This window comes from Undibacterium sp. Ji50W (assembly GCF_049340445.1).
Classification (GTDB): domain Bacteria; phylum Pseudomonadota; class Gammaproteobacteria; order Burkholderiales; family Burkholderiaceae_D; genus Undibacterium.
The window spans coordinates 26,969-46,965 of sequence record NZ_JBMPOX010000031.1 but is presented as its reverse complement, the minus strand read 5'-3'; the positions used below and the strand labels follow the sequence as shown (position 1 = coordinate 46,965).

20 protein-coding genes are annotated in these 19,997 nt (G+C 53.0%); 2 read left to right on the top strand and 18 right to left on the bottom strand.

The window, feature by feature from the left end; all coding sequences use genetic code 11:
• Positions 1–168: 168 nt before the first annotated feature.
• Entirely contained in the window at positions 169–1,731 is a 1,563-nt protein-coding gene (locus tag ACO0K9_RS26570) for a S41 family peptidase (protein ID WP_422990147.1), read from the bottom strand.
• 126 nt (positions 1,732–1,857) lie between these two features.
• On the opposite strand from ACO0K9_RS26570, the gene ACO0K9_RS26565 reads away from it, so the two are divergent.
• Positions 1,858–2,619 (top strand): helix-turn-helix transcriptional regulator, encoded by a 762-nt coding sequence (locus tag ACO0K9_RS26565; RefSeq protein WP_422990145.1) that lies wholly within the window; start codon positions 1,858–1,860, stop codon positions 2,617–2,619.
• A gap of 14 nt (positions 2,620–2,633) precedes the next feature.
• Here the strand turns inward: ACO0K9_RS26565 and ACO0K9_RS26560 are convergent, their stop codons facing one another.
• The 11 genes from ACO0K9_RS26560 to ACO0K9_RS26510 form a co-directional block, all read right to left on the bottom strand.
• Entirely contained in the window at positions 2,634–3,032 is a 399-nt protein-coding gene (locus ACO0K9_RS26560) for a hypothetical protein (RefSeq protein WP_422990143.1), read from the bottom strand.
• A 12-nt stretch (positions 3,033–3,044) separates the two neighbouring features.
• Positions 3,045–5,504: a protein kinase domain-containing protein gene (locus ACO0K9_RS26555; RefSeq protein ID WP_422990141.1), complete on the bottom strand. Its 2,460-nt coding sequence runs from the start codon at positions 5,502–5,504 to the stop codon at positions 3,045–3,047.
• Positions 5,505–6,161: a 4Fe-4S single cluster domain-containing protein gene (locus ACO0K9_RS26550; protein WP_422990139.1), complete on the bottom strand. Its 657-nt coding sequence runs from the start codon at positions 6,159–6,161 to the stop codon at positions 5,505–5,507. It abuts the gene before it with no gap.
• Positions 6,158–8,089 (bottom strand): AAA family ATPase, encoded by a 1,932-nt coding sequence (locus ACO0K9_RS26545; protein WP_422990137.1) that lies wholly within the window; start codon positions 8,087–8,089, stop codon positions 6,158–6,160. Before ACO0K9_RS26545 ends, ACO0K9_RS26550 begins: the two co-directional genes overlap by 4 nt.
• Positions 8,086–9,156, bottom strand: a complete 1,071-nt coding sequence (locus tag ACO0K9_RS26540; RefSeq protein WP_422990135.1) for a hypothetical protein — start codon at positions 9,154–9,156, stop codon at positions 8,086–8,088. Before ACO0K9_RS26540 ends, ACO0K9_RS26545 begins: the two co-directional genes overlap by 4 nt.
• A gap of 81 nt (positions 9,157–9,237) precedes the next feature.
• Positions 9,238–9,819, bottom strand: a complete 582-nt coding sequence (locus ACO0K9_RS26535) for a hypothetical protein (protein WP_422990133.1) — start codon at positions 9,817–9,819, stop codon at positions 9,238–9,240.
• On the bottom strand, positions 9,816–10,481 hold the full coding sequence (locus tag ACO0K9_RS26530; RefSeq protein ID WP_422990163.1) for an HAD-IA family hydrolase: 666 nt from the start codon (positions 10,479–10,481) through the stop codon (positions 9,816–9,818). Before ACO0K9_RS26530 ends, ACO0K9_RS26535 begins: the two co-directional genes overlap by 4 nt.
• A gap of 2 nt (positions 10,482–10,483) precedes the next feature.
• Entirely contained in the window at positions 10,484–10,828 is a 345-nt protein-coding gene (locus tag ACO0K9_RS26525) for an antibiotic biosynthesis monooxygenase family protein (RefSeq protein WP_422990131.1), read from the bottom strand.
• 110 nt (positions 10,829–10,938) lie between these two features.
• Positions 10,939–11,277: a YkvA family protein gene (locus ACO0K9_RS26520; RefSeq protein WP_422990129.1), complete on the bottom strand. Its 339-nt coding sequence runs from the start codon at positions 11,275–11,277 to the stop codon at positions 10,939–10,941.
• A gap of 230 nt (positions 11,278–11,507) precedes the next feature.
• Positions 11,508–12,155: a LysE family translocator gene (locus ACO0K9_RS26515; RefSeq protein ID WP_422990127.1), complete on the bottom strand. Its 648-nt coding sequence runs from the start codon at positions 12,153–12,155 to the stop codon at positions 11,508–11,510.
• Positions 12,156–12,247: 92 nt separating this feature from the next.
• A complete protein-coding gene (locus ACO0K9_RS26510; RefSeq protein ID WP_422990125.1) occupies positions 12,248–13,093 on the bottom strand; it encodes a L,D-transpeptidase in 846 nt (281 codons plus the stop codon).
• 227 nt (positions 13,094–13,320) lie between these two features.
• Between ACO0K9_RS26510 and ACO0K9_RS26505 the strand changes: the two genes are divergently transcribed.
• Complete coding sequence (locus tag ACO0K9_RS26505) at positions 13,321–13,743, top strand: hypothetical protein (protein WP_422990123.1); 423 nt, start codon at positions 13,321–13,323, stop codon at positions 13,741–13,743.
• A gap of 42 nt (positions 13,744–13,785) precedes the next feature.
• Here the strand turns inward: ACO0K9_RS26505 and ACO0K9_RS26500 are convergent, their stop codons facing one another.
• From ACO0K9_RS26500 to ACO0K9_RS26475, 6 genes are all read right to left on the bottom strand, one after another.
• Positions 13,786–14,235 carry a GNAT family N-acetyltransferase gene (locus ACO0K9_RS26500; RefSeq protein WP_422990121.1) on the bottom strand — a complete coding sequence of 150 codons (450 nt, stop codon included), beginning with the start codon at positions 14,233–14,235 and terminating at the stop codon, positions 13,786–13,788.
• Between the two features lie 86 nt (positions 14,236–14,321).
• The gene (locus tag ACO0K9_RS26495) at positions 14,322–14,864 is read right to left on the bottom strand and encodes a gamma carbonic anhydrase family protein (protein ID WP_422990119.1); all 543 of its coding nucleotides are present in this window, start codon (positions 14,862–14,864) and stop codon (positions 14,322–14,324) included.
• A 25-nt stretch (positions 14,865–14,889) separates the two neighbouring features.
• Positions 14,890–16,950 (bottom strand): primosomal protein N', encoded by a 2,061-nt coding sequence (locus ACO0K9_RS26490; RefSeq protein ID WP_422990117.1) that lies wholly within the window; start codon positions 16,948–16,950, stop codon positions 14,890–14,892.
• Positions 16,951–17,424: 474 nt separating this feature from the next.
• Positions 17,425–18,513 (bottom strand): uroporphyrinogen decarboxylase, encoded by a 1,089-nt coding sequence (hemE, locus tag ACO0K9_RS26485; RefSeq protein ID WP_422990115.1) that lies wholly within the window; start codon positions 18,511–18,513, stop codon positions 17,425–17,427.
• A 329-nt stretch (positions 18,514–18,842) separates the two neighbouring features.
• Positions 18,843–19,127 carry a hypothetical protein gene (locus ACO0K9_RS26480; RefSeq protein ID WP_422990113.1) on the bottom strand — a complete coding sequence of 95 codons (285 nt, stop codon included), beginning with the start codon at positions 19,125–19,127 and terminating at the stop codon, positions 18,843–18,845.
• Complete coding sequence (locus ACO0K9_RS26475; protein ID WP_422990111.1) at positions 19,124–19,948, bottom strand: PPK2 family polyphosphate kinase; 825 nt, start codon at positions 19,946–19,948, stop codon at positions 19,124–19,126. Before ACO0K9_RS26475 ends, ACO0K9_RS26480 begins: the two co-directional genes overlap by 4 nt.
• Positions 19,949–19,997: the final 49 nt, after the last annotated feature.

Sequence of the window (19,997 nt, the reverse complement as noted above, 5' to 3'; positions counted from 1 at the left end):
TGAGCGCCAAGCCCGGGGGGCAGCCACCGTTAAGCTGTAATTCAGTTATTACTCAGTTATCAGTATAGGCAGTTTGCCAGTCTTCGTCCAAAAGCGGCATTTTTTACCGTTTCAACAAGTACAGGCCAACACTTTCCCCATTCTGAAGCAGCTAAAGCATGCCTGTATTCAAGGTGCAAGATTGATGCCGGACATGTCCCTTTCCATGGTTTTGATGGCACGGGCAGCGCGGGCGCGGTCACTTTCGCCAGTCACAGCGTCAAGTGGTAAATCGGGTGTGATACCCATGACTTCATCACTGCCGTCGGCGCGCAGGCGTACACAGTCTGGAGCCTGGAAACTCAGTTTTGAATGGGGTAACACGATAGGTCTGATGGCTTGCATATTGCCACAGCCAGACCCGCCAGTGAGCGTGCCCATGGTTTTTATCACTGCATTGTCTTTCAGGATGGCGACAAAAGCTTCGGCAGCGGAACCGACACCCCTATCGGTCATCACATATACCGGACCAGTCCAGCTACCTCTGTACTTATCCGCATTGGCGGCCCAGTACATGCTGCTGACATAGCTGGTTTCTGCATAGTCCGATACTGGCAGGTAGGCATACGGGCCACTGGCAAAGCCAACTTTCGCCAGATTGGAACATCCACCCACTTGCCACGGTCTTTGCTCTTGCCATACCCAGGACAGGTCGCATGAACTGGCGGACATGCTGGCCAGGGCTTTTTCAAACATGGTGATTGCAGCCTGCATAGTGCTGCGCTGAGTGGTATTGGCAAAATCAGGGTCGTCATAGGACTTGCGCATGCTTTGCAACTCTTCGTCCAGATATGCCTGCGCGATCGGGCCTGCGGCCATCAACAAGGGAGCAGAACGCACGGCACGGGACGTAAGCAGCCTGGCGCTCCAGTCGCCAGAATCATTGCCACCACCATTTCCGCCCACGTCAACCAGCACCGCCTGCGCTCCGGCGGTTTTCATACGGGCCAGATGCGCCGCCAAAACCTCAAACCAGGCGTCTGTCATCGCTTTCTTGAGCTGTTTTGTATTAATGCCCTGTTTGCCGGATGCCAGCATCTTCCATGCCTGTGCACACAGGCCCGGATATTCTACCTCGCGAAAACGCGGAATACGTAGCATACCGAGCTTGTTGCCCCGCTCAGTGGTAATGATCCCTGCCCGGAACGCCTGTGTCACCCCATCCGAAAACAGGGTAAAGCCAGGCAAGCTTTCAAACGGCAATGAAAACTGCAGGCGACTTGTTGATCCGACACCAATGGCTGCGCAGGCGTTTTCCATGTCCATGTTTTCAATAGCGACAGCAGGCGGTTCGCTTTCCGTTATACCAACAGAAGCATTCGGACGTGCAATCAGGCGCAAATGCCCGTCATGAAAGGCGTCGATAAAATTGCGCAGCACAGCTTTCGCCTGCTCATCGTTTTCTGCCAACGCCAAAGCCTTGCGTGTATAAGTATCCAGCTGAGGCAGATTGACTTTACCCTGCGGGCTGGCAAACCATGCCAGATTTGCATACTGCGTCTGCAACTGCTGCTTCAAGAATGCATAGTCAGCCTGCCAGGCCCTGGCATCAAAACCTGTCACCAAAGGAGGTTCAACTGTTGTCACGCTTACCTCGGCAGCATGCGCGAGAGAAAGGCCACAGGCCATCAAGGTCACGACCAAAACCAGATTACGGGTTTTATCATTTTTCAGAAAACTGTTCGTCCACATGGCAATCGTCCTATCAAATATCCTTCAGAAAGTAACGGAACTTTAAACGTAAAATGCCTGTCTGTCTTTCCTGCAATGAGCGTTTTTCCTTGGCTTAGCGTCTATACTCTTTTTGCGAGACCTGATATGCACACCGGGCTTAATCTCCATCTTTCCAATTACCATGCTGGTCTCTGTCTGAAAGAGCACGTACACGACGAAACCCTGTTTTGTCTGGTCATAGGTGGAAGCTATCAGGAAACCATACGTTCCCGGGTTTCTGTACATGGGCAGGGCGACTTGCTGGTGTGCCCGCATGCCACACCGCACGCGCAACAGATAGGCAATATGGGTGCCCGCAAATTGATTTTTGCACCTGCCCAGATGTCCCTCGAATACCTGGCCGGACATGGCATACGACTGGACCAGGCCCCTTTTTCGCGCGCCGGGCATTTTTTGCAACTGGGTACCAGGCTCATGCATGAATTGCAGAATGACGACCCTTACACCAACCTGGCCAGGGAAGGTCTGGTGCTTGAGCTGATTGCCGCGTTTGCACGCGCAAATGAAAACAGCACTCAGTCAGGTGTACCAGCATGGCTGAAAACTGCACGCGACTATATCAATGCGCATTATGAGCAAAACATCACTCTGGAACAACTGGCACATGAAGTCAGGCACCATCCGGTACATCTTGCACGGGAATTCAAGCGTCATTACGGCTTGACCATCGGTGATTATCAGCGACGCGCCAGAGTGGAACTGGCAGCACGCCTGCTCAGAGAGGGTAAATTGCCGCTCTCGGAAATTGCGCTGACTTGCGGCTTTGCCAGCCACGCCAACCTCTGTCGCACCTTCAAGGCTGCGTATGCGATGACGCCATCAGTATATCGCCTGCAATTCTGGTGACAGGTACCGCAGATTCAGGCCTTGATATAGTCCACGCGGCGAAAGCGCAAAGCTGACCAGTCTTCATCAATGGCAACCATGCGCACAGAATCAAAACCGGCGGCACGCAAGACATCCCAGCCGGTGTCGCGGTTGAATTCACATTGATAGCGTTTGGAGGTCTTTTTGGGATAGGCAAACCACAACAGGGCATCGCCTTTGGCGAGCTTGCTCAGCTTCAGCGACAGCTCGTCCAGTTCTTTTTGCTTGCTGACAAAGGCCAGTGAAAATTCACACTGCTTGGCGGACGACAGCTTCCTCAGCACCTTGACACCGGTCAAAGCGGCAATTTCAGGCTCAAACGAATCCGGTGCCTGCAACACCAGGATTTCGCTTTGTGTCTTCAGATTGAGTTTTTGAAAGATGACCGACATGCAGTTGCCCTCCTACATTGATAGTTGCTGACCCAGGATGCGGATTTCTTTCATCATCAAATAATTCGGCAAAAACCGCCAGGCCGCAAGTCCGGCGATTACCGGCAACATCCAGTACACAATCGCAAAACGGAAAAATAGTGGAATACCTATCGCTGCGATACCAATCAACACCTGCATTTCGGTCCCGGTCCAGCCTTCATTTTCAACCCGCCTGACCAACAAAGTATCTACCAACATGCTCAATTTGGCAACGTTGCGTTCTACCCTGGTAGCAGCTTTCTTTGCTTCCTGCCATGGTAGTTCGGTGCTGGCAGAGGCGTGCAATCTTTCCAGCAACGCTTCATAGTGCTCAATCGCCGCCCGCAAATCGGTGGCTGCTGTATCTAACCACAGGTTGCCAGTAGCCGCAGACCGTATTGCCCTGATGCTGGCCTGCACTTCCTGTCGTATGGCCTCGGCCTCTTCCTGATCTGCGGTGCGCTGCCAGGCTTCGGCCTTTTGTTGCCGCTCCACCGCTTTCTGTGCATCCGGCAACATGGCTTCCAGCACCAGTAAGGATGCCACCGGCATCTGCTCTATCTCTCCCAGCACGGATAACCATGGGCAATAGGCCTGCATGCCGGCATAGGCAACAATCAGACGCTTGCGCAGGCGTTCCGGCCAGCGTGCATCATAGGCCAGCGCCAGTACGCGCGCATGCAGCTTGTAGATCGGAGCATTGTCGTTGGTTTCCAGGCCGTACAAGAGTTTGTCTATGTTTGAATATTCACCGGGCAAATGCTTGCTGGCATGTTCTTTCATCAGCTTGTGGGCATCGTGCCAGGCATGCTGAATCTGCCTGCAGCAATCCTGCCATTTCTGCACGATGCTGGCGACTTCCTTGTTACCGGCATCGGCATAGGCTTCCAGTACGCTGTATGAATAAATCTGGTGCAACCGTTTACCGGCCTCTTCGTCCCCCTTCAGGGACTTGTTGGCATACGTCAGGATACCTGGCAATTCTATGGTTTCGCCGCGCCAGACTGGTGGTATGCCGGGTGCCAGGTGCAAAATCAGGCGCAGTAATTGCACGTCGACCGAGAGCTTTTTGTCTTCACGCAAAGCCAGCAAGATCCGCACGGCATTCTGGTCTTTTTGCACATCACGGAACCAGGCCAGCAATTGCGCATTCGAGATATCCCTGACGCCATCGTCCCAGTTACGGGCCAACCCGACTGCCAGTTGTTCCTTGGAATGACAGATATCGCGGCCTATGTGATACGGTTCGCGAAAACCGCCCATGGCAATGGTTTCTACCGCATCCGGCAGGCTGCGGTCATGCGCCAGCCAGCGCAGGGTGTGCGTTTCATCCCACCTGGCCTTGGGGTCGCGCAACAGCAGGCCACGCAAGAGCTTGCGCAGGTAAGGGTCACTCACCGCGTGCAATTCGATCTCACGCGTGGTCAGGTGATGCAGGATGACGGCTTCTGACAAATCGGCAAATGGATGCTGGCCCAGGGCCAGTTCCAGCAAGATCATGCCCAGCGCCCAGTAATCGGCCTTGACATCGATCATGCCGGACAGGCTTTCTGGCGAGGCATACGGCAGGGTGCGCGCCATGCCGGTCAGTCTTTGGGTGGCGTCCAGCACGGATGAAATGCCAAAATCGGTGAGTATCAGGTCCAGCGGTTCTTGCGTACGTATCAGGATATTTTCTGGCTTCAGGTCACGATGGATCAAGCCCACCGCATGCACGCTGGCAATCGCGGTTGCCAGCTCACGCACTATGCTTTCCAGCACGGCAGGTGTGGGCCTACCCTTTTGCGCCAGTTGCCGCAATGAACCCAGCTCGCAATATTCCATGAGTTCATACGCATGGCCTTCAGACACGCCTGCTTCCAGCACAATCACACAATGCTCTGGCGGGATGGCTTTCAGTCTTTCCCTGACTTCTGATTTGGCGTAGATGCCGTGACGATAAATTTTCGCCACGTGCAGCAAGTCACTGGCCCGTTCTTGTACCAGCAAGAGTTCTGCCTCTGCCCCCTGGGTAGGCAAAGGACGCACGATCTGGTAACGCTCACGCAGGGCTACAGGCAGTGCAACCAGGCTTTGGATTTGCCCGGCATCGACTGTCTTTGGCGGGTTTTGTGTATTTTGTTTACCTTGTATCGCCATCAGTGGCCGGTTGCAATACAGGCATAGTGTGCTAGCGGGCGGATTGCTTTGCGCGCAATCTTCATAACCACAGATGAGATCGACAGATGGCTCAGTTGCTACCTCAGTTGCTGCATTCTTTGCTGCGGTCTTTGCTACATTCGCCACTGCCTCTGAATCAGTGCTGGCCTGCGTAATGTTGATCTCCACAGGTGCAGATTTTTTTTCCATCAAATCGATGCCGGACAGCAGCGTACCGCATGCACAGCGCATGACTTCTGGTGCATTCTCGGTTTCGCATGCGGGGCAGCGGCGTACATACACAGGATTCACTCAGGGCCTCCAGCTGACACTGTCCAGTTTCAGGCCACGCTCGGCGCAGCGCTGTTCCAGGGCTTGCATGTCGCCACGCGCCGGTATGCCGACATACCAGACCCGCTGGCCGTTTATCATGGTTTGTATGCGTTTGTCCTGTTCATCAATAGGCGCATCGACATAGGCCTGCATGCGCGCCCTGCCACGGTCAGACAATAACACCAGCGGCTGGTTGGATGAACCACGCCATGCCTGGGTCAGGGGTTTGTTGTCGATAAAGGGTTCGGGGATCAGGGCATCGAGTTTTTGCAACAGGGCAGCCTGCTTTTTTTGCAGCGTCGCCAGTGGATAGCCGCTATAACAAAGGATGTCAAAATCCTGTGTCGTGCTGGCACGCCATTGCTGCAAGCCATCCAGCAAGGCATGCAGTGCCTGCGGCTGGTCAAACGGTTCGCCACCAGAAATGGTGATGCCATCGACCTGTCCGGCGCTGACTTCGCGGCACCAGTTGAGCAGGCTGGCGACGCTCATTTCCTTGCCGGCATCCGTCGCCCAGGTATCTTGCGACACACAGCCCTTACAGCCTATGCCACAGCCTTGCAGCCAGATTCCTATGCGTCGCCCCGGCCCCAGTACGGTGACCGGGAAGTGCGCTTTGTTGATGGCTATCTTCATGCTAATTGCAGGGTCAGGCTGATGACTTTATCGGTTTCGCTGATGGCGGTGACGGTGACGCGCTGCTTGCCTTCCAGCTCTTGCTCAAACAGGGCGCGCGACAGCGGGTTGATGAAGTTCGATTCCAGTTGATTGCCAACCCCGCGTCCGCCATTGCTCAAATCCCGCGTACAACGCAGCAACAGTTCATCACGCACGCTGGCGGGCATGGCCAGTTGCAGGTTCAATTCTTCCTGCAGGCGGCGTGCCACATTGCGTAACATGCCATCAAAAATCTTGCCTGCCACTTCGGCAGAGATAAAATTGAAGACGACAATATTGTCGCCAATGCGATTCAATAATTCTGGCCGTGACAGCTTGAACTTGAAGTAATTGCCTATGGCTTCACGCACCTTGAATTCCACCGTCTCATAGCTGTCACCGGGCTTCACATTCTGGCTGCGCTGGCCCTGTGCATCTTCTACATAAATACCCAGGTTAGAGGTAAAAATCAGTATGGTTTCAGAAAAATAAGCGGTGTCACCACGCCCATCGGTCAGGCGACCATCTTCGAGTATCTGCAGGAATTTATCGAGTATGCGTGGATGGGCTTTTTCAATTTCATCAAACAAGACCACGGAAAACGGTTTTTGCCGTACCGCGTTGGTCAACTCGCCACCGGCATCAAAGCCGACATAACCCGGCGGTGCGCCGAGCAATCTGGCGCTGGTATGTTCTTCGGCAAATTCACTCATGTCAAAACGCAGATAGGCGCGCTCATCACCAAACACCAGTTGGGTAAGCGTCTTGGCGAGTTCAGTTTTACCTACACCAGTGGGGCCGGCAAAGAACAGGACGCCCCGCGGGCGGCTGCCGCCTGAACGCGCCTGCGCACCGGTCATGCTCATGACAGAGCGCTTCAGAATATCCAGGGTCTTGACGACTGCCGGATGCTGGCCCTTGACCCGCTCTTCAATAAAGACGTGGGCATCACGGATTTTTTTACGCAGATAATCCTTGCGCCATGGATTGTCCAGCGCACCGACCTTATAGCAGCGCACGGCATCTTCTATATCGGCAATACCGAGTTTTTGCCGGTCTGCCAATTCGGTGATATCCGACAAGGCAGACAGGGACATACCTTCGGTGCCTTCGGTAAAACTTTTGACAAACTGGGTGCGGACAGCGGCATCGGCCTTGTCATACCCAAGAAACAAGGGCGCCAGTTGCAAGGCTGCCGCCTGGCGCATTTCAAAATCTGGTTTGCTGACAACCAGGCTGGCGACACGGTCACTGTCAAGCGTAAACCAGGAAGGTAAATCCTGCGCCCGGTTCACCAGCCACAAGACAGGATTGTATTGTGGCGCACCACCCGTCTCGCGTGGCACGATTGCACTGGCAGTCAGGGAAATTTTTTCGGCAGCGACAAAAAAGCGATGTTCTGCATCACTCAACTGTTCTGCCTTGCGTGGAATGCGCGAGGCAAAATCGATCACCAGCGCACAACGCGCTTCCCGTTCTGCACTCAGCTTCTTCATCAGCTTGCTCAGGCTTTCCAGACTGATTTGCTGACAGCCATCGGCCAGCTTCAAATCAAACAGGCGCGTGGCCAGGTCGCGTTGTGCAGGCTCGTCGGGATACACACGCAAGCCATCAACCGGGTCATACAGAAGCAGGAAGCGATAGTCATTGCGCTTCATGGATTCCCACAAGGCGCGGTTCAAGGGTACCAGGGTTGCACTGGTGGTGGTGGTGGTGGCGACGGCGGTGGTGGTAGTAGTGCTGGCTGTGGCACTGCTGCCATTGCCTGCACTGCCTGCCATGTTGATGATGATGGCATCCAGCGCGACCAGGAAACTGTCACGTATGCTGCCGGAAATCACAAAATGTGAGCGTATCGGCAACAGCCTTTGCAGGTCCAGCAACCAGCGGGTTTCGGGTACATTCATGGCAATTTTCTCGACATTAGTCGGCTTTGATTTTCCACTTGCTCTTCTTCGATAAATTGCGGCAACTTGTCTTCCTGCACCAGTTGCACCGGCAATTCACCAGCTTCCAGCCTGCGTGTGACCTGCATGTGGATGCCGCGTGCCTCCAATGCTGCCAGCAAGGTCGGGAATTCGCTGCACCAGCGGTCTTCTGCCAGATGATCGAGCACGCTGCGCTCGTTCTCGCCTTCTTTGACGGCGCGTACCACATTGAAATTGGCTTGCCCGGTCTTGGCATCCATGCGCATGCGCACCATGTATTTGTCCCAACCGGCGCGGCGGAAATGCACCACACCACCATCCACAAACAGGGTATGAGTCACTTCTTCGACCTGGTAACCCAGATCTTGCAATGTCTGTTCCAGTATCAGGGCCTGGGCTTCTTCGACCTGGCGTTTTTTCTCGGCATCCAGCAGGGCTTGAATTTGCAGCCGCAATTCGGCGGCCAGCAAATCAGCGCGTTCACCCGGCAGGGATTTTTCCAGTTCTTTCGCCAATTGCGCAATGTGTTCTGGCAGTTGTGTCAGATGCGCGAGGCGTTTCAGCAGGCGTGCCAGGCGGTCTTGTGGCAAGGCAGCCGCACTGGCAGCCTGTAAGTCCACATCGGTTTTATCGAACAGCGCATCAGCCCGTCTGGTCGATTCTTGTAACAAGACCGGGCGCATTTCGTGGATCAGCAATTGCAGCGAACGACAATATTCAATGATGTCTTGTTCATCACTACTTGCAGGCACGGCAGGTCTTACGGCAGTCACTTGCGCAGTGCAACCGATTTTTTCAGCCAGCAGCAACAACTGGGCAAAGTCTTGTTCTGCAATGCGCACCTGTTCCTGCAAAGCCTGACGGCCCTCGACCAGCGCATTTTGCAGGCGATCCAGCAAGGCTGCATGTTGCTCAGTCTGGTACTGGCGCAAGGCATTCGCCTGTTGGCGCGCATCCACCACGGCCCGGGCAGCGCGAATTGCTGCTGCCGACAAGAGGATCAGGAAGACATCGCCATTAATCAGGACAGTGGTAGGACCGCTCATAAGCCAGGCTCGGGTGATTGAGGGATTAAGTTGAAGTAATATAGCATGCCAAAGCAAGACCCAAACCAAGGGCCAGATGTCTTACTGGAACACACAATAACCGGTAATCATCCACTGCTTATTGATCCGGGCAAAACGGAACCCGGTTTCCCACTGATACGGCGACACCACCACGATGCTGGCTTTATCGCCATCCAGTTTAACGGTCTTGGCCTTCATTTTGCTGATAAAGGATTTTTTGTATTCATATTCCTGCGCGCAAAAGAAGATATCCATGTCTTCTGACTCCATCAGTGGGCCGCGACCATCCTTGGCCATTTGCGCAAATTCTGCCGGGGTATAGGCGGCAAACTGCTGTTGGTATTTGTCATAGTAATGTTCAATCGCCGAGGGAAATTCCGGGGCAAAAAAGCCTGAAGCCATAAACTTGCCGCTGAAAGCCTGGATATTTTTGGTATCGAGCTGGAATGTATTGCTGCCGGGGATATCCTTGATGGCAGGCTGAAGCTTGCCTACCTGCGTGCCATTCTTCAAGACCCAGCCATAAAAACCCTGTACACGCGCCATCAACGCCTGTTCATCTGTGGTGCTGGCAGATACCGGTGCGGCATTTAGACTTAGCCCGAGCGCAATCATGCTGCCTGTCAGCCAGATGGTTTTCATTTTTGTTCCCTTTGTTGTAGGAAGAAGGGCAGTTCTCGCATATCGGTAAAAACCTGCACGTCAAGGGTGGCGTTTGCTTGTGCATCTGGACGAAACCAGAAGGCGGGCATACCGGCCCTTTTTGCCGCCTCTATACCGACTTCGCTGTCTTCTATCACTATGCATTGATGCGGTAAGAAATCCATCTGCCTGGCAGCATATAGAAACAAATCCGGCTCTGGCTTCCATGACTGAATATCATACGAGCTATAAATTCGGTCTTCAAAGAATTCGCTCAAGCCCGTCAAGCTGAGTGCCTTTTTGATTTTTCCCCTGGGTGCGGCAGAAGCTACACAGACCGGCAGCCTCAGTTTGCTCAAAGTATCAACCACGCCAGGAAACGCCTGTAAATGACTTTCAAAAAGCTTATCTACGGTTTGCCGGTAACGGGTAATAAAATCCGGATTAAAAGTCAGACCATGTTGCATCTCCAGGTTGCTGCAAATATCTGCCAATTTCCAACCACGAAAACGCCTAGTCAATGTCGCAGTATCTTCTTCGATACCATAGGACAACAGCTCTGTTTGCAAACCCAGATTACATAACTCCTCACTATCCACCAAGGTACCGTCGCAGTCAAATATCAGGCAAAGCTTCATGTTCGATGGTGTACTAATAGCCATTTTCACTTGGTAGTTGTCGCCATAGACTGAAATTCCGCACAGGGATGCGCCAGTTTGCCATCGCCATAACTGCGCAAGACCTGGGCGACCACCACCTGATAACCGTCCAACCAGTTGGCCTGGGCGGCCTTGGCTTGCTGGTGTATGGGATTGGCCATCAAAGCCTGCAGGGCTTCCAGGCTGTCCCAATAATAGACGTTGGAGATCAGGCCTGTATCAGCGTTTTCCCAGCTTTCTTCTCCCAGGTAACCGGGGATGGCTTTCGCCAGACTGGCGATCTGTTCATCCAGCGCATAAAACGCGGCATCGTATTGCTTTTTCTGGAAGGTAAAAGTCGAGGTGTACATGGTCGTGCCTGTCTGATCAAACAAGGCACAGATCATACCGAAATAATGCGTTTGGCGGATGGTAATACATGATGATTTTTACCATTGAGCACCCTGCCCCGGACGTGGGTTTATTTCAGTTTGCTACCAAACCAGGATTGCATTTTCTGTTGCGCCAACTGTTTTACTTCATCGGTGATATACAGGCTGACGGTGGCGACTGCCGCTGCCAGCGTAGCCATGTCATCGGTGTAGCCCAGAACAGGCACCGCATCAGGAATGACATCCAGCGGGAAGATGAAATAGCCCAGCGCGCCGAAAATAACGGCCTTGGCCCAGGCCGGGGTTTCTGGCCTTTGGGCAGCGTAATACAGCCACAAGGCTTTTTCGACGACATTGCTGCCGGCAGCCAGGGCATAGTGCTTGAGCTTGTCCCAAAAACCACTTTCGCTATAGTGGGTTTCTGTCATCACTGTTCCTCAGTCTGAATCTAAATACTGGAATATGGCAAGTCATTAGGGCATACGCAAAATTGTCCCAGCAAGGCTAACGCTTTTAGGAAACCTCCCTGAAAGGGGGGAGGTTCGCTACGTCGGCAGACAATATATTGTCTGAAACCCCGACTACACCGTCAGCGACGAAGACAGTACTTTAGTACGGCAAGGAGCTGCAACGCAGCTGGGGCGGTTTTGCGTATGCCCTAGTTGGCGCGTTTGACTGTCGCCAGCAGCATGGCAGCAGCAACAAAGATGCCTCCGGATAGCTGGTTAAACATCCTGGCCTTGCCTTTGGAACGCAGCCACGGCCCCATGCGTTCTGCAAACGTGGCATACAACATCAGGACGCTGAATTCAAAAAACACAAAGGTGACACCCAGTACCAGAAATTGTGGCAATTTGGCAGCAGCCGGGTTGATGAATTGTGGGAAAAACGCGGTAAAGAATAACAACGCCTTGGGATTGCTGGCACCAACCAGCATGCCTTTGACATACAGGCGCAGGCGGGTGCCATTGGTATGGCTGGTATTGCTGTTATTACCATCGGTCGGCATTTCAAAATCACTGGCTTTCGAGCGCAGGCTGGAAATACCCAGGTACAGCAAGTACAGCACACCCAGGTATTTGATGACGGTAAACACCATGGCCGAACTGGCCAATATGGCACCGATGCCGATTGCCGAACAACTCATGATGGCGATCAGCGAAGTGATATTTCCCAACGCCGGGTACAGGGTCATGCGGGCGCTGGAATTGATGCTGTTGGTCACACACATCAACACCGCAGGGCCAGGCGTGATCGTCAACACCAGGACGGCAAGCACATACAATAACCATGTATCCATCGACATGAACCACTCCCGGGGAAAATAAACAAGCTCAAAATACTTTATTGCATGGTATTACATTTTCCGGCTCTACGTCGCTATGCAATTACCACAGCCTACTGCACTTTCCCCTGTTTACGGACGGCCATGCTTGCCCATTCCGGCTTTTCTTGTCGTTCACTATCGATGACGACCATGTAACGCCCGGCCCAGGCATTATCTTGCCTGTTCTTGTCCAGCACCCAGAATTTGCGACCGCTCGCCAGCGCGGCATCATAGTCGGCATCCAGCACGCCATAATGGTCGAATAGCACGTTCAGGCTAGCCGGTATGCGCACACAGCCTTTGGATTGCACTGTACCCAAACGTTTTTCCAGGGAATTGGGATCCGTCGCATGCATTTGCAAACGCATGTCGGCAATCTGGCGGTCGCCCCAGCCTTTTTTTGCTTTTTGCCAGCCAAAATCAAACACCCGGCGGCCCCTGGCACCATAGCCACGTATTCCCTTGCTGTTTTTGCTGCCTTCGGCGCGGTAATCAAGATTGGTAATGGAATGTATGAAAACACCCGTCGGTGTTTCAAAATGCTCGAAGCCGATGGCGCGTCCAGTCGATACTGGCGACGCGCCGATGAACTGATACTGCCCTTCTTCATCAATCCAGAACAACATGGCGGCCTGGACTTTGGGATTGCGGTCCACCAGCAAGATGAATTGCGAAGGCAAATTGGCGGTACCCGCATTGTTCAGGGCACCACTCAACTGGTCTATATAGGCTTGCAACTCTTCTGAGGGGGGAGCCAGTTGCTGTTCCACGGTAGTTTCATAAATCTCTTTCATCTTCATTGCCGATTCCAGCGCCTGGGCCGGCATAGCAATAACAAGGGCTGCGAAGATGAACAACGGGTACTGCAAGAAAACGCTGGCAGAACATTGCCTGGCCAGTTGGGTAGGCATACGCATGGAATCAAAATGTGAGTTGATGGTCAAAATCTGGTACATCTTCAATATGCCGCAACACCTTCCATACAGACAAGCGCTAAGCGCAAGGAAACGGGATAAATGTTGCAATTTTGATTCAAGTCAACGTCCCGGCGTGGCTGACTACTATATTGAAGACCTCGTTAAATAATGTCTGACCAGGGGGATTTGACATGAAAACAGTGCGGCTTATTGGGAAATGCTTGCTCTTGAGCCTGCTTGCAACGGGATTCGCTGGCTGGTCATCTACGGCAAGCGCTACCGGATCGAATTGTTCTGCCAGGGGCATCACCTGTATTTCTGGTGGTATAGGCGAGCCAGAGCGCGAGGAATTGCGTCAGCAAGCCGGCCAATACAGCCTGTGGATAAGCACTGCGGCAAAGAAAAGCGGTGCATTTCTGTCTGATACGAAAATTACTGTGCGTGACAGCAAAAACCACCAGGTGGTATTGACTACCACCATGGATGGTCCATTGTTATTCCTGGGCTTGCCTGCCGGTCAGTATGAAGTAGAAGCTATATTTTACGAAAAAACCATGCGCATCGATCAACAGCTAAAAAAGCTAACCACGATCAAACCTCCCGATCATCACCAAATGATGTTCTATTTTGACGTGCCGGACATCGAATAAGCGCTTGCCAATTTGGCTGCCGCTGTCGCCAGAACTGGGGCTCTATCCTTCGAGGTAGATTTTTGGCCTATAGACTTCCATGAAAGATTCCGGCTTGCTCAAGGGCGTAAAGCCGAATTTTTCGTACAAGCCATGGGCAGTTGAAGTTGCCAGCGTGAAGCGACGGAATTTTTTAACTGCCGGGTGTGCCATGACGGCATCCATCAGCAAACGCGAGATACCTTTGCCACGCATGTCGGGCACCACAAAGACATCGACCAGATAGCCAAAGGTGGTCATGTCAGTGACCAGGCGGCAAAAGCCGACCATGCGGTCTTGCTGGAAAACACTGAAGCACAGGGAATGACGCAGGGATTCTTCTACCAATTCACGCGAGATGCCGGTGGCCCAGCCGCTTTGGGTGGATAGGAAATGATGCACAACATCCACGTCCACCTCGCTGGCATCAGTACTGATACGGTATTCGCTGTGTTGCGCCTGCCTGTCTTCCATGTTGTTGTTCCTCTCTGTGCTTGTTTGATTGCTGGGTTGCTTTCAGTAAGTTGGTCTGACACTGTGTGCCGGCATGAGTTCAGATTTCAGTTCTGTGCCGGTGTTTGCTGATAATTATTCTTGATGCGTACGTAGTGCTCTGCCGAATAACGCAGGTGGCTGATTTCTTCCGGCGTCAGCGGGCGTACTGCTATCGCTGGCCGCCCCAGATATAAGTAGCCACTTTCCAGCACCTTGCCCGGCGGCACCAGGCTGCCCGCGCCCAGCATGACCTGGGACTGGATGACGACATCATCCATGACGATACTGCCCATGCCTATCAGGCATTCATCACCGATCTGGCAGCCGTGCAGGATCACGGCATGGGCGATGGTGACGTAATTGCCTATGATCAGGGGCGAGCCGTTTGGTTTGGCGGCATTTTTATGCGAGACATGACACATGGCCAGGTCCTGGATATTGCTGCTGTGTCCGATGTCTATATGGTTAACATCTCCGCGCAGTACGGCATTGCACCAGACAGAACTATCCTTGCCTATGTGCACGTCACCGATAATCTGGGCGCTGGGATGGATATAGACAGTGTCTACAATCAGGGGGAAAGTGTTCAGGTAGGGGCTAAGGGACATAGATTTCAGGATGTAATTGTTAGACTCAGATATCCACAGGATCAATTTCCACCGACCATTTGACCCGGCTTTTCATGGCGCGCAAATCGGCGATCCAGGCTTTGACGAAAGCCTGCAAGGCAGGGCGCGATACCGACTCCACCAATAATTGCGCCCTGTCCACATTCGCCACCCGCGTCATGGTCATGGGGATGGGGTCATTGATCATGATGCCCTGGTGTTCGGTACAGGTCGCGGCTTCTTTCAAAAAGGCGATCGCTGTTTCCAGCTCTTTGGCTTCTGCCCGCAATAAAGCCTGGTACATGAAGGGTGGCATATGGGCTTGCTGGCGTTCGTCCAGCAAGTCTTTGGCAAAGTCGGGGTAATTGTGTGCCATCAGGGCATGGTAAAGCGGATGGTCAGGGTAACGCGTCTGCACCAGCACTTCAGAAAGATTGCCCCCCTCTTTTTGCGCCGCCCGCCCGGCCCGGCCTGCCACCTGCATCAACTGGGCGAACAGACGTTCGCTGGCGCGATAATCCTGGGAAAACAGGGCCGCATCCGGATTCAGCGCTGCCACCAGGGTCAGATGTTTAAAGTCATGGCCCTTGGCCACCATTTGCGTACCGATCAAAATATCCACTTCACCAGCATGCACGCGTTCAAAGGCGGCGGCGGCGCTGCCTTTCAGGCGGGTGGAGTCGGCATCGATACGGAATACTCTTGCCTCTGGGAAAATAGCTGCCAGACTTTCTTCCAGCCTTTGCGTGCCACGGCCCAGTGGTTGCAGGTCGATATTGCCGCAAGTCGGACAAGAATGCGGTATCCGTTGTTCCAGCCCGCAATGATGGCAGCGCAGGCGGTGGTCGCCCTTGTGCAACACCAGATGCGCGGTACAGCGCGTGCAATTGCTGATCCAGCCGCAGGCATCGCAGGCCAACACGGGGGCATAACCACGCCGGTTCAAAAATAGTAGTGACTGCTCACCCTTTTCAAGACGCAGTTTGATCGAGGCAATCAATCTTTGTGTCAAGCCTTCGCTGGGTTTTTCACGTTCCAGGTTGATCAGTTTAATGACCGGCAACACCGCCAGTTTCACCGCCCGTTCACGCAATTCCAGCAAGCGGTAGCGACTGGTCTGTGCGCCCTGCCAGCTTTCCAGCGAGGGGGTGGCGGAACCCAGCAAGACCGGGATGGACAATTGCCAACCCCGCCAGACTGCCAGGTCACGCGCGGAATAGCGCAAGCCTTCCTGCTGCTTGTAGGATGGGTCATGCTCTTCATCGACGATCAGCAATTTCAGCTTGGGCAAGGACGCCAGCATCGCCAGCCGCGTACCCAGGATAATGCGGGCACGCCCGGTATGTGCTGCCAGCCAGTGAAGCAAGCGCTCACCCTCTGCCATACCGCTATGCAAAGTCGACAGCATCAGGCCGGGGAAACGGGCGCGGATATGGGCTTCGAGCTGCGGTGTCAGATTGATTTCCGGCACCAGGATCAAGACCTGGGCATCTGCCGATTGCGCCAGTATCCGGGCCGCTGTCTGCAAATAGACTTCGGTCTTGCCGCTGCCTGTCACCCCGAATAAGAGATGCGGGGCAAAGCCCTGGGACTGGACCACGGCATCCACCGCGGCCTGTTGTTCAGCATTTAATATTGGTTCATCGCTTGGACTGACATAAGTCTGTTGCGGCAATTTGTCGAGTTTCTTCATGGCGCGCTGCAAAGAAACTGTTTTGATGGCCTTGAGGTTTTTTGGCAAGGCGGGCAAGGCCACCTCACCCAGGGGACGCTGATAATATTCGGCGGCGAACTGGCACAGGGCCAGCCATTCCTCGTTCAGCGGTGGCAAGTCATGCCTGACGGCCAGTACATCGCGCAGCTTGGCCTGGGGCACATCGGTTTCGGTCAAGATTTCAAGAATCATGCCCACCACTTCTTGCCGGCCAAAGGGCAAGGCGACCAGTTGCCCAACCTGGGGCATGACTGCCGGATCGGCTCCCGAATCGGCCCCCGGATCGGCTCCCGCTTCGTGTTCTGGCCATCGATAATCGAAGCTGGTGTCAAGTGGCGTATCGAGCGCAACGCGTAGATAAATTTGTGTCACGATCTAATGTAAGGCCTGAAGTTTAACGCTAACTATTGATTTCATAAGGCTTTTTGACATATCCACAGATCCTGTGGATAACTTTGTGGAGAAAGGTCTCTTGACAACGGTCTGCGCTAGCGTTTACGCGGCTTTCAGCCAAATGCCTGTTCTGACAGCACAGAATTTAATCCTTTAAAATCAATCACTTAGAAAAAATGCTCAGCGACAAAAAAATATTTTTCAAATTATTTTTTGTTGCCCCGATTTTGTGCATAAGTGACAGAAAACGTGCATGAAAATGCAAAAAATGGCGTGCGGCTAATCCATTCATTTTCCACAGCTTTTTGGCCGGAGAACCGCAGCAATTCTATGTTTTGCATAGCAACATGACGACCTGGCAGGCATGCCAGGGCCTTGTTGCAATGGGTCAACGATTTATTACTTTATCAGCACCCGATTTTCATTGTCTGCAAGCAATTTCCAGCGCCGATTTCAGCCTGCCTGACGTTGTTTGCGGCTGTATTCATGCACCGTTTCGACCAACACGCTGACTGACTCTACCGGTGTAAATTGCGAAATACCGTGGCCCAGGTTAAATACATGACCATGCCCGGCTGCAGGCTTGCCATAACTGTCAAGCGCAGCGATGACTTGCTTGCGGATTTGCTCAGGCTCTGCAAACAACACGGCCGGATCGAGATTGCCCTGCAAGGCGACCTTGTTACCGACTTTGGCGCGGGCCTGGCCCAGGTTCATGGTCCAGTCCAGGCCAAGGGCATCGGCACCGATATCGGCAAGCTGTTCCAGCCACAGGCCACCGCCTTTGGTAAAGACGATGGCAGGAATACGCTTGCCATCTTTTTCTCTTTGCAACTGACTGACGATATCGCGCATATATGACAGCGAAAATTCTTGATAAGCCCCGTCTGCCAGCGCCCCACCCCAGCTGTCAAAAATCATCACAGCCTGGGCACCGGCATCAATTTGCGCATTTAAATAGGCAGCAACCGCATCGGCATTGGTGCGCAGGATGTGATGCATGAGGTCGGGGCGCTTGTACATCATGGTCTTGACGGTATGGAATTCACGCGAGCCCTGGCCTTCGACCATATAACAGGCCAGTGTCCACGGACTGCCGGAAAAACCGATCAGCGGTACACGGCCATCCAGCGCGGTACGGATCTGGGTAACGGCATCGAATACATATTGAAGGCTACCTGCTTGCGGCACTTTCAGTGCAAGGATGTCTTTTTCTTCTTTCAGCGGGCGCTCAAACTTCGGGCCTTCGCCTTCTTCAAAATACAGGCCCAGGCCCATAGCGTCTGGCACCGTCAAAATATCCGAGAACAGGATGGCCGCATCCAGGCCATAGCGGTCTATCGGTTGCAACGTCACTTCGGTAGCAAAACCAGGGTTTTTGGCCAGACTCATGAACGACCCCGCACCTTTACGGGTGGCGCGATACTCCGGCAAATAACGGCCCGCCTGGCGCATCAACCATAAGGGGGTGTAATCGGTTTCCTGGCGCAACAAGGCTTTGAGGAAGGTGTCGTTCTTGAGTGGAGCAAAATTCGTGGACATAAGTGCTTTCAGTAATACCGCGCCGCGCAAACCATCTTTCGGCACAGCCAATTTCTATTCAGGCGTCATTATCGCCTATGCAGGCGAGATCGGCATCTGATCTGAAACAAAGGACATATTTTCAGCAAAATTTTCCTTTGATAAACTGTGGATAACTTTGTGGATAGAAATGACAGAATGCTGGTTTACTGATTATTTTTAAATCCGGTTAACAGGAATGTTATGTAAGTCATTGATTTTATTGGTTTGAAAGCCTGATTTCTTAAAATAATCGGTTTTTGTGGATAAATAGGATAAAGCTGAAATTGTGCATAAGTAGCAGACCAGTACTATTTTTCATGAGGATTTTCAATAATTATTTTTGCTAATTCCCTTGCCCAAAAACTGACGCCAAGTGCCGACGGATGGTACTCATCTTCGGCCATCAGGCGCTCATCTTCAAAATCCCCGACCAGGGGAACATCCAGGACATCGGCCCTGGATGCAGCGATCTGCGCCTGGATCTGATCCGGGACACGCGCTTTCACGTCTAATACCAGTTGCAGAGACTGCGCCAAAGCCCGCAACGGGTACAACGCGACTGCCAGCAGTTCCGGCACATCAACGATCTTCATTCCACCTTGAGCTTGGTGTAATCGGGGTTGCCCGGCGGGTATTTGAGTTTCATGGCCTGCATTTTTTCGTGCACGATACTGGCGATCACCAGGTTGCGCTGGGTCTTGGAATCTGCCGGGACAGCATACCAGGGGGCATGATCGGCATCGGTAGCCAGCAAGGCATTTTCATATGCCTGTTGATAGGCATCCCAGTATTTACGTTCTGCCAAGTCCTGGGGGTCGAATTTCCAATGTTTCTCTGGGTCGGCCAGGCGCTCTTCCAGCCTTAGCTTTTGTTCGGCCTTGGAAATGTGCAGGAAAAACTTCATGATCACCGTGCCGGTTTCGGCCAGCATGCGTTCAAAGTCACGAATCTGTGCATAGCGGCGCTTGCATTCGGCGGCATCGATCCAGTCATGCACACGGGTAATCAGCACATCTTCATAATGGCTGCGATTGAAGATAGTGATTTCGCCCTTGCCCGGCACTTCTTTGTGCACACGCCACAGGTAATCATGGTTCTTCTCTTCCACACTAGGAGCTTTGAAGGCCACCGTGCGCGCACCCAGCGGGTTGATTTGCCCGAACACACCTTTCACCGTACCATCCTTGCCGGCAGTATCCATGCCCTGCAAAATGATTAACAGCTTGCGGTCATGCCCGGCATATAAGAGGTTTTGCAGGTCAGAAATTTCTTCTGCCAGCTTCAGCGTCGTCAATCTGTCGGCCGCTTTGTCCCCGTTCTTTTCAGTAGCGGCAGTACCCAGGCGTTTATCGTTGGCATCTGCATCCCTGACCTGATAAGCCTTGGCTATACGAAACATGTCCGCAACTGTCATTCAAGTCTCCCGTCAATATAGTTTGGTTAATAAAGCAAATGTCACCATG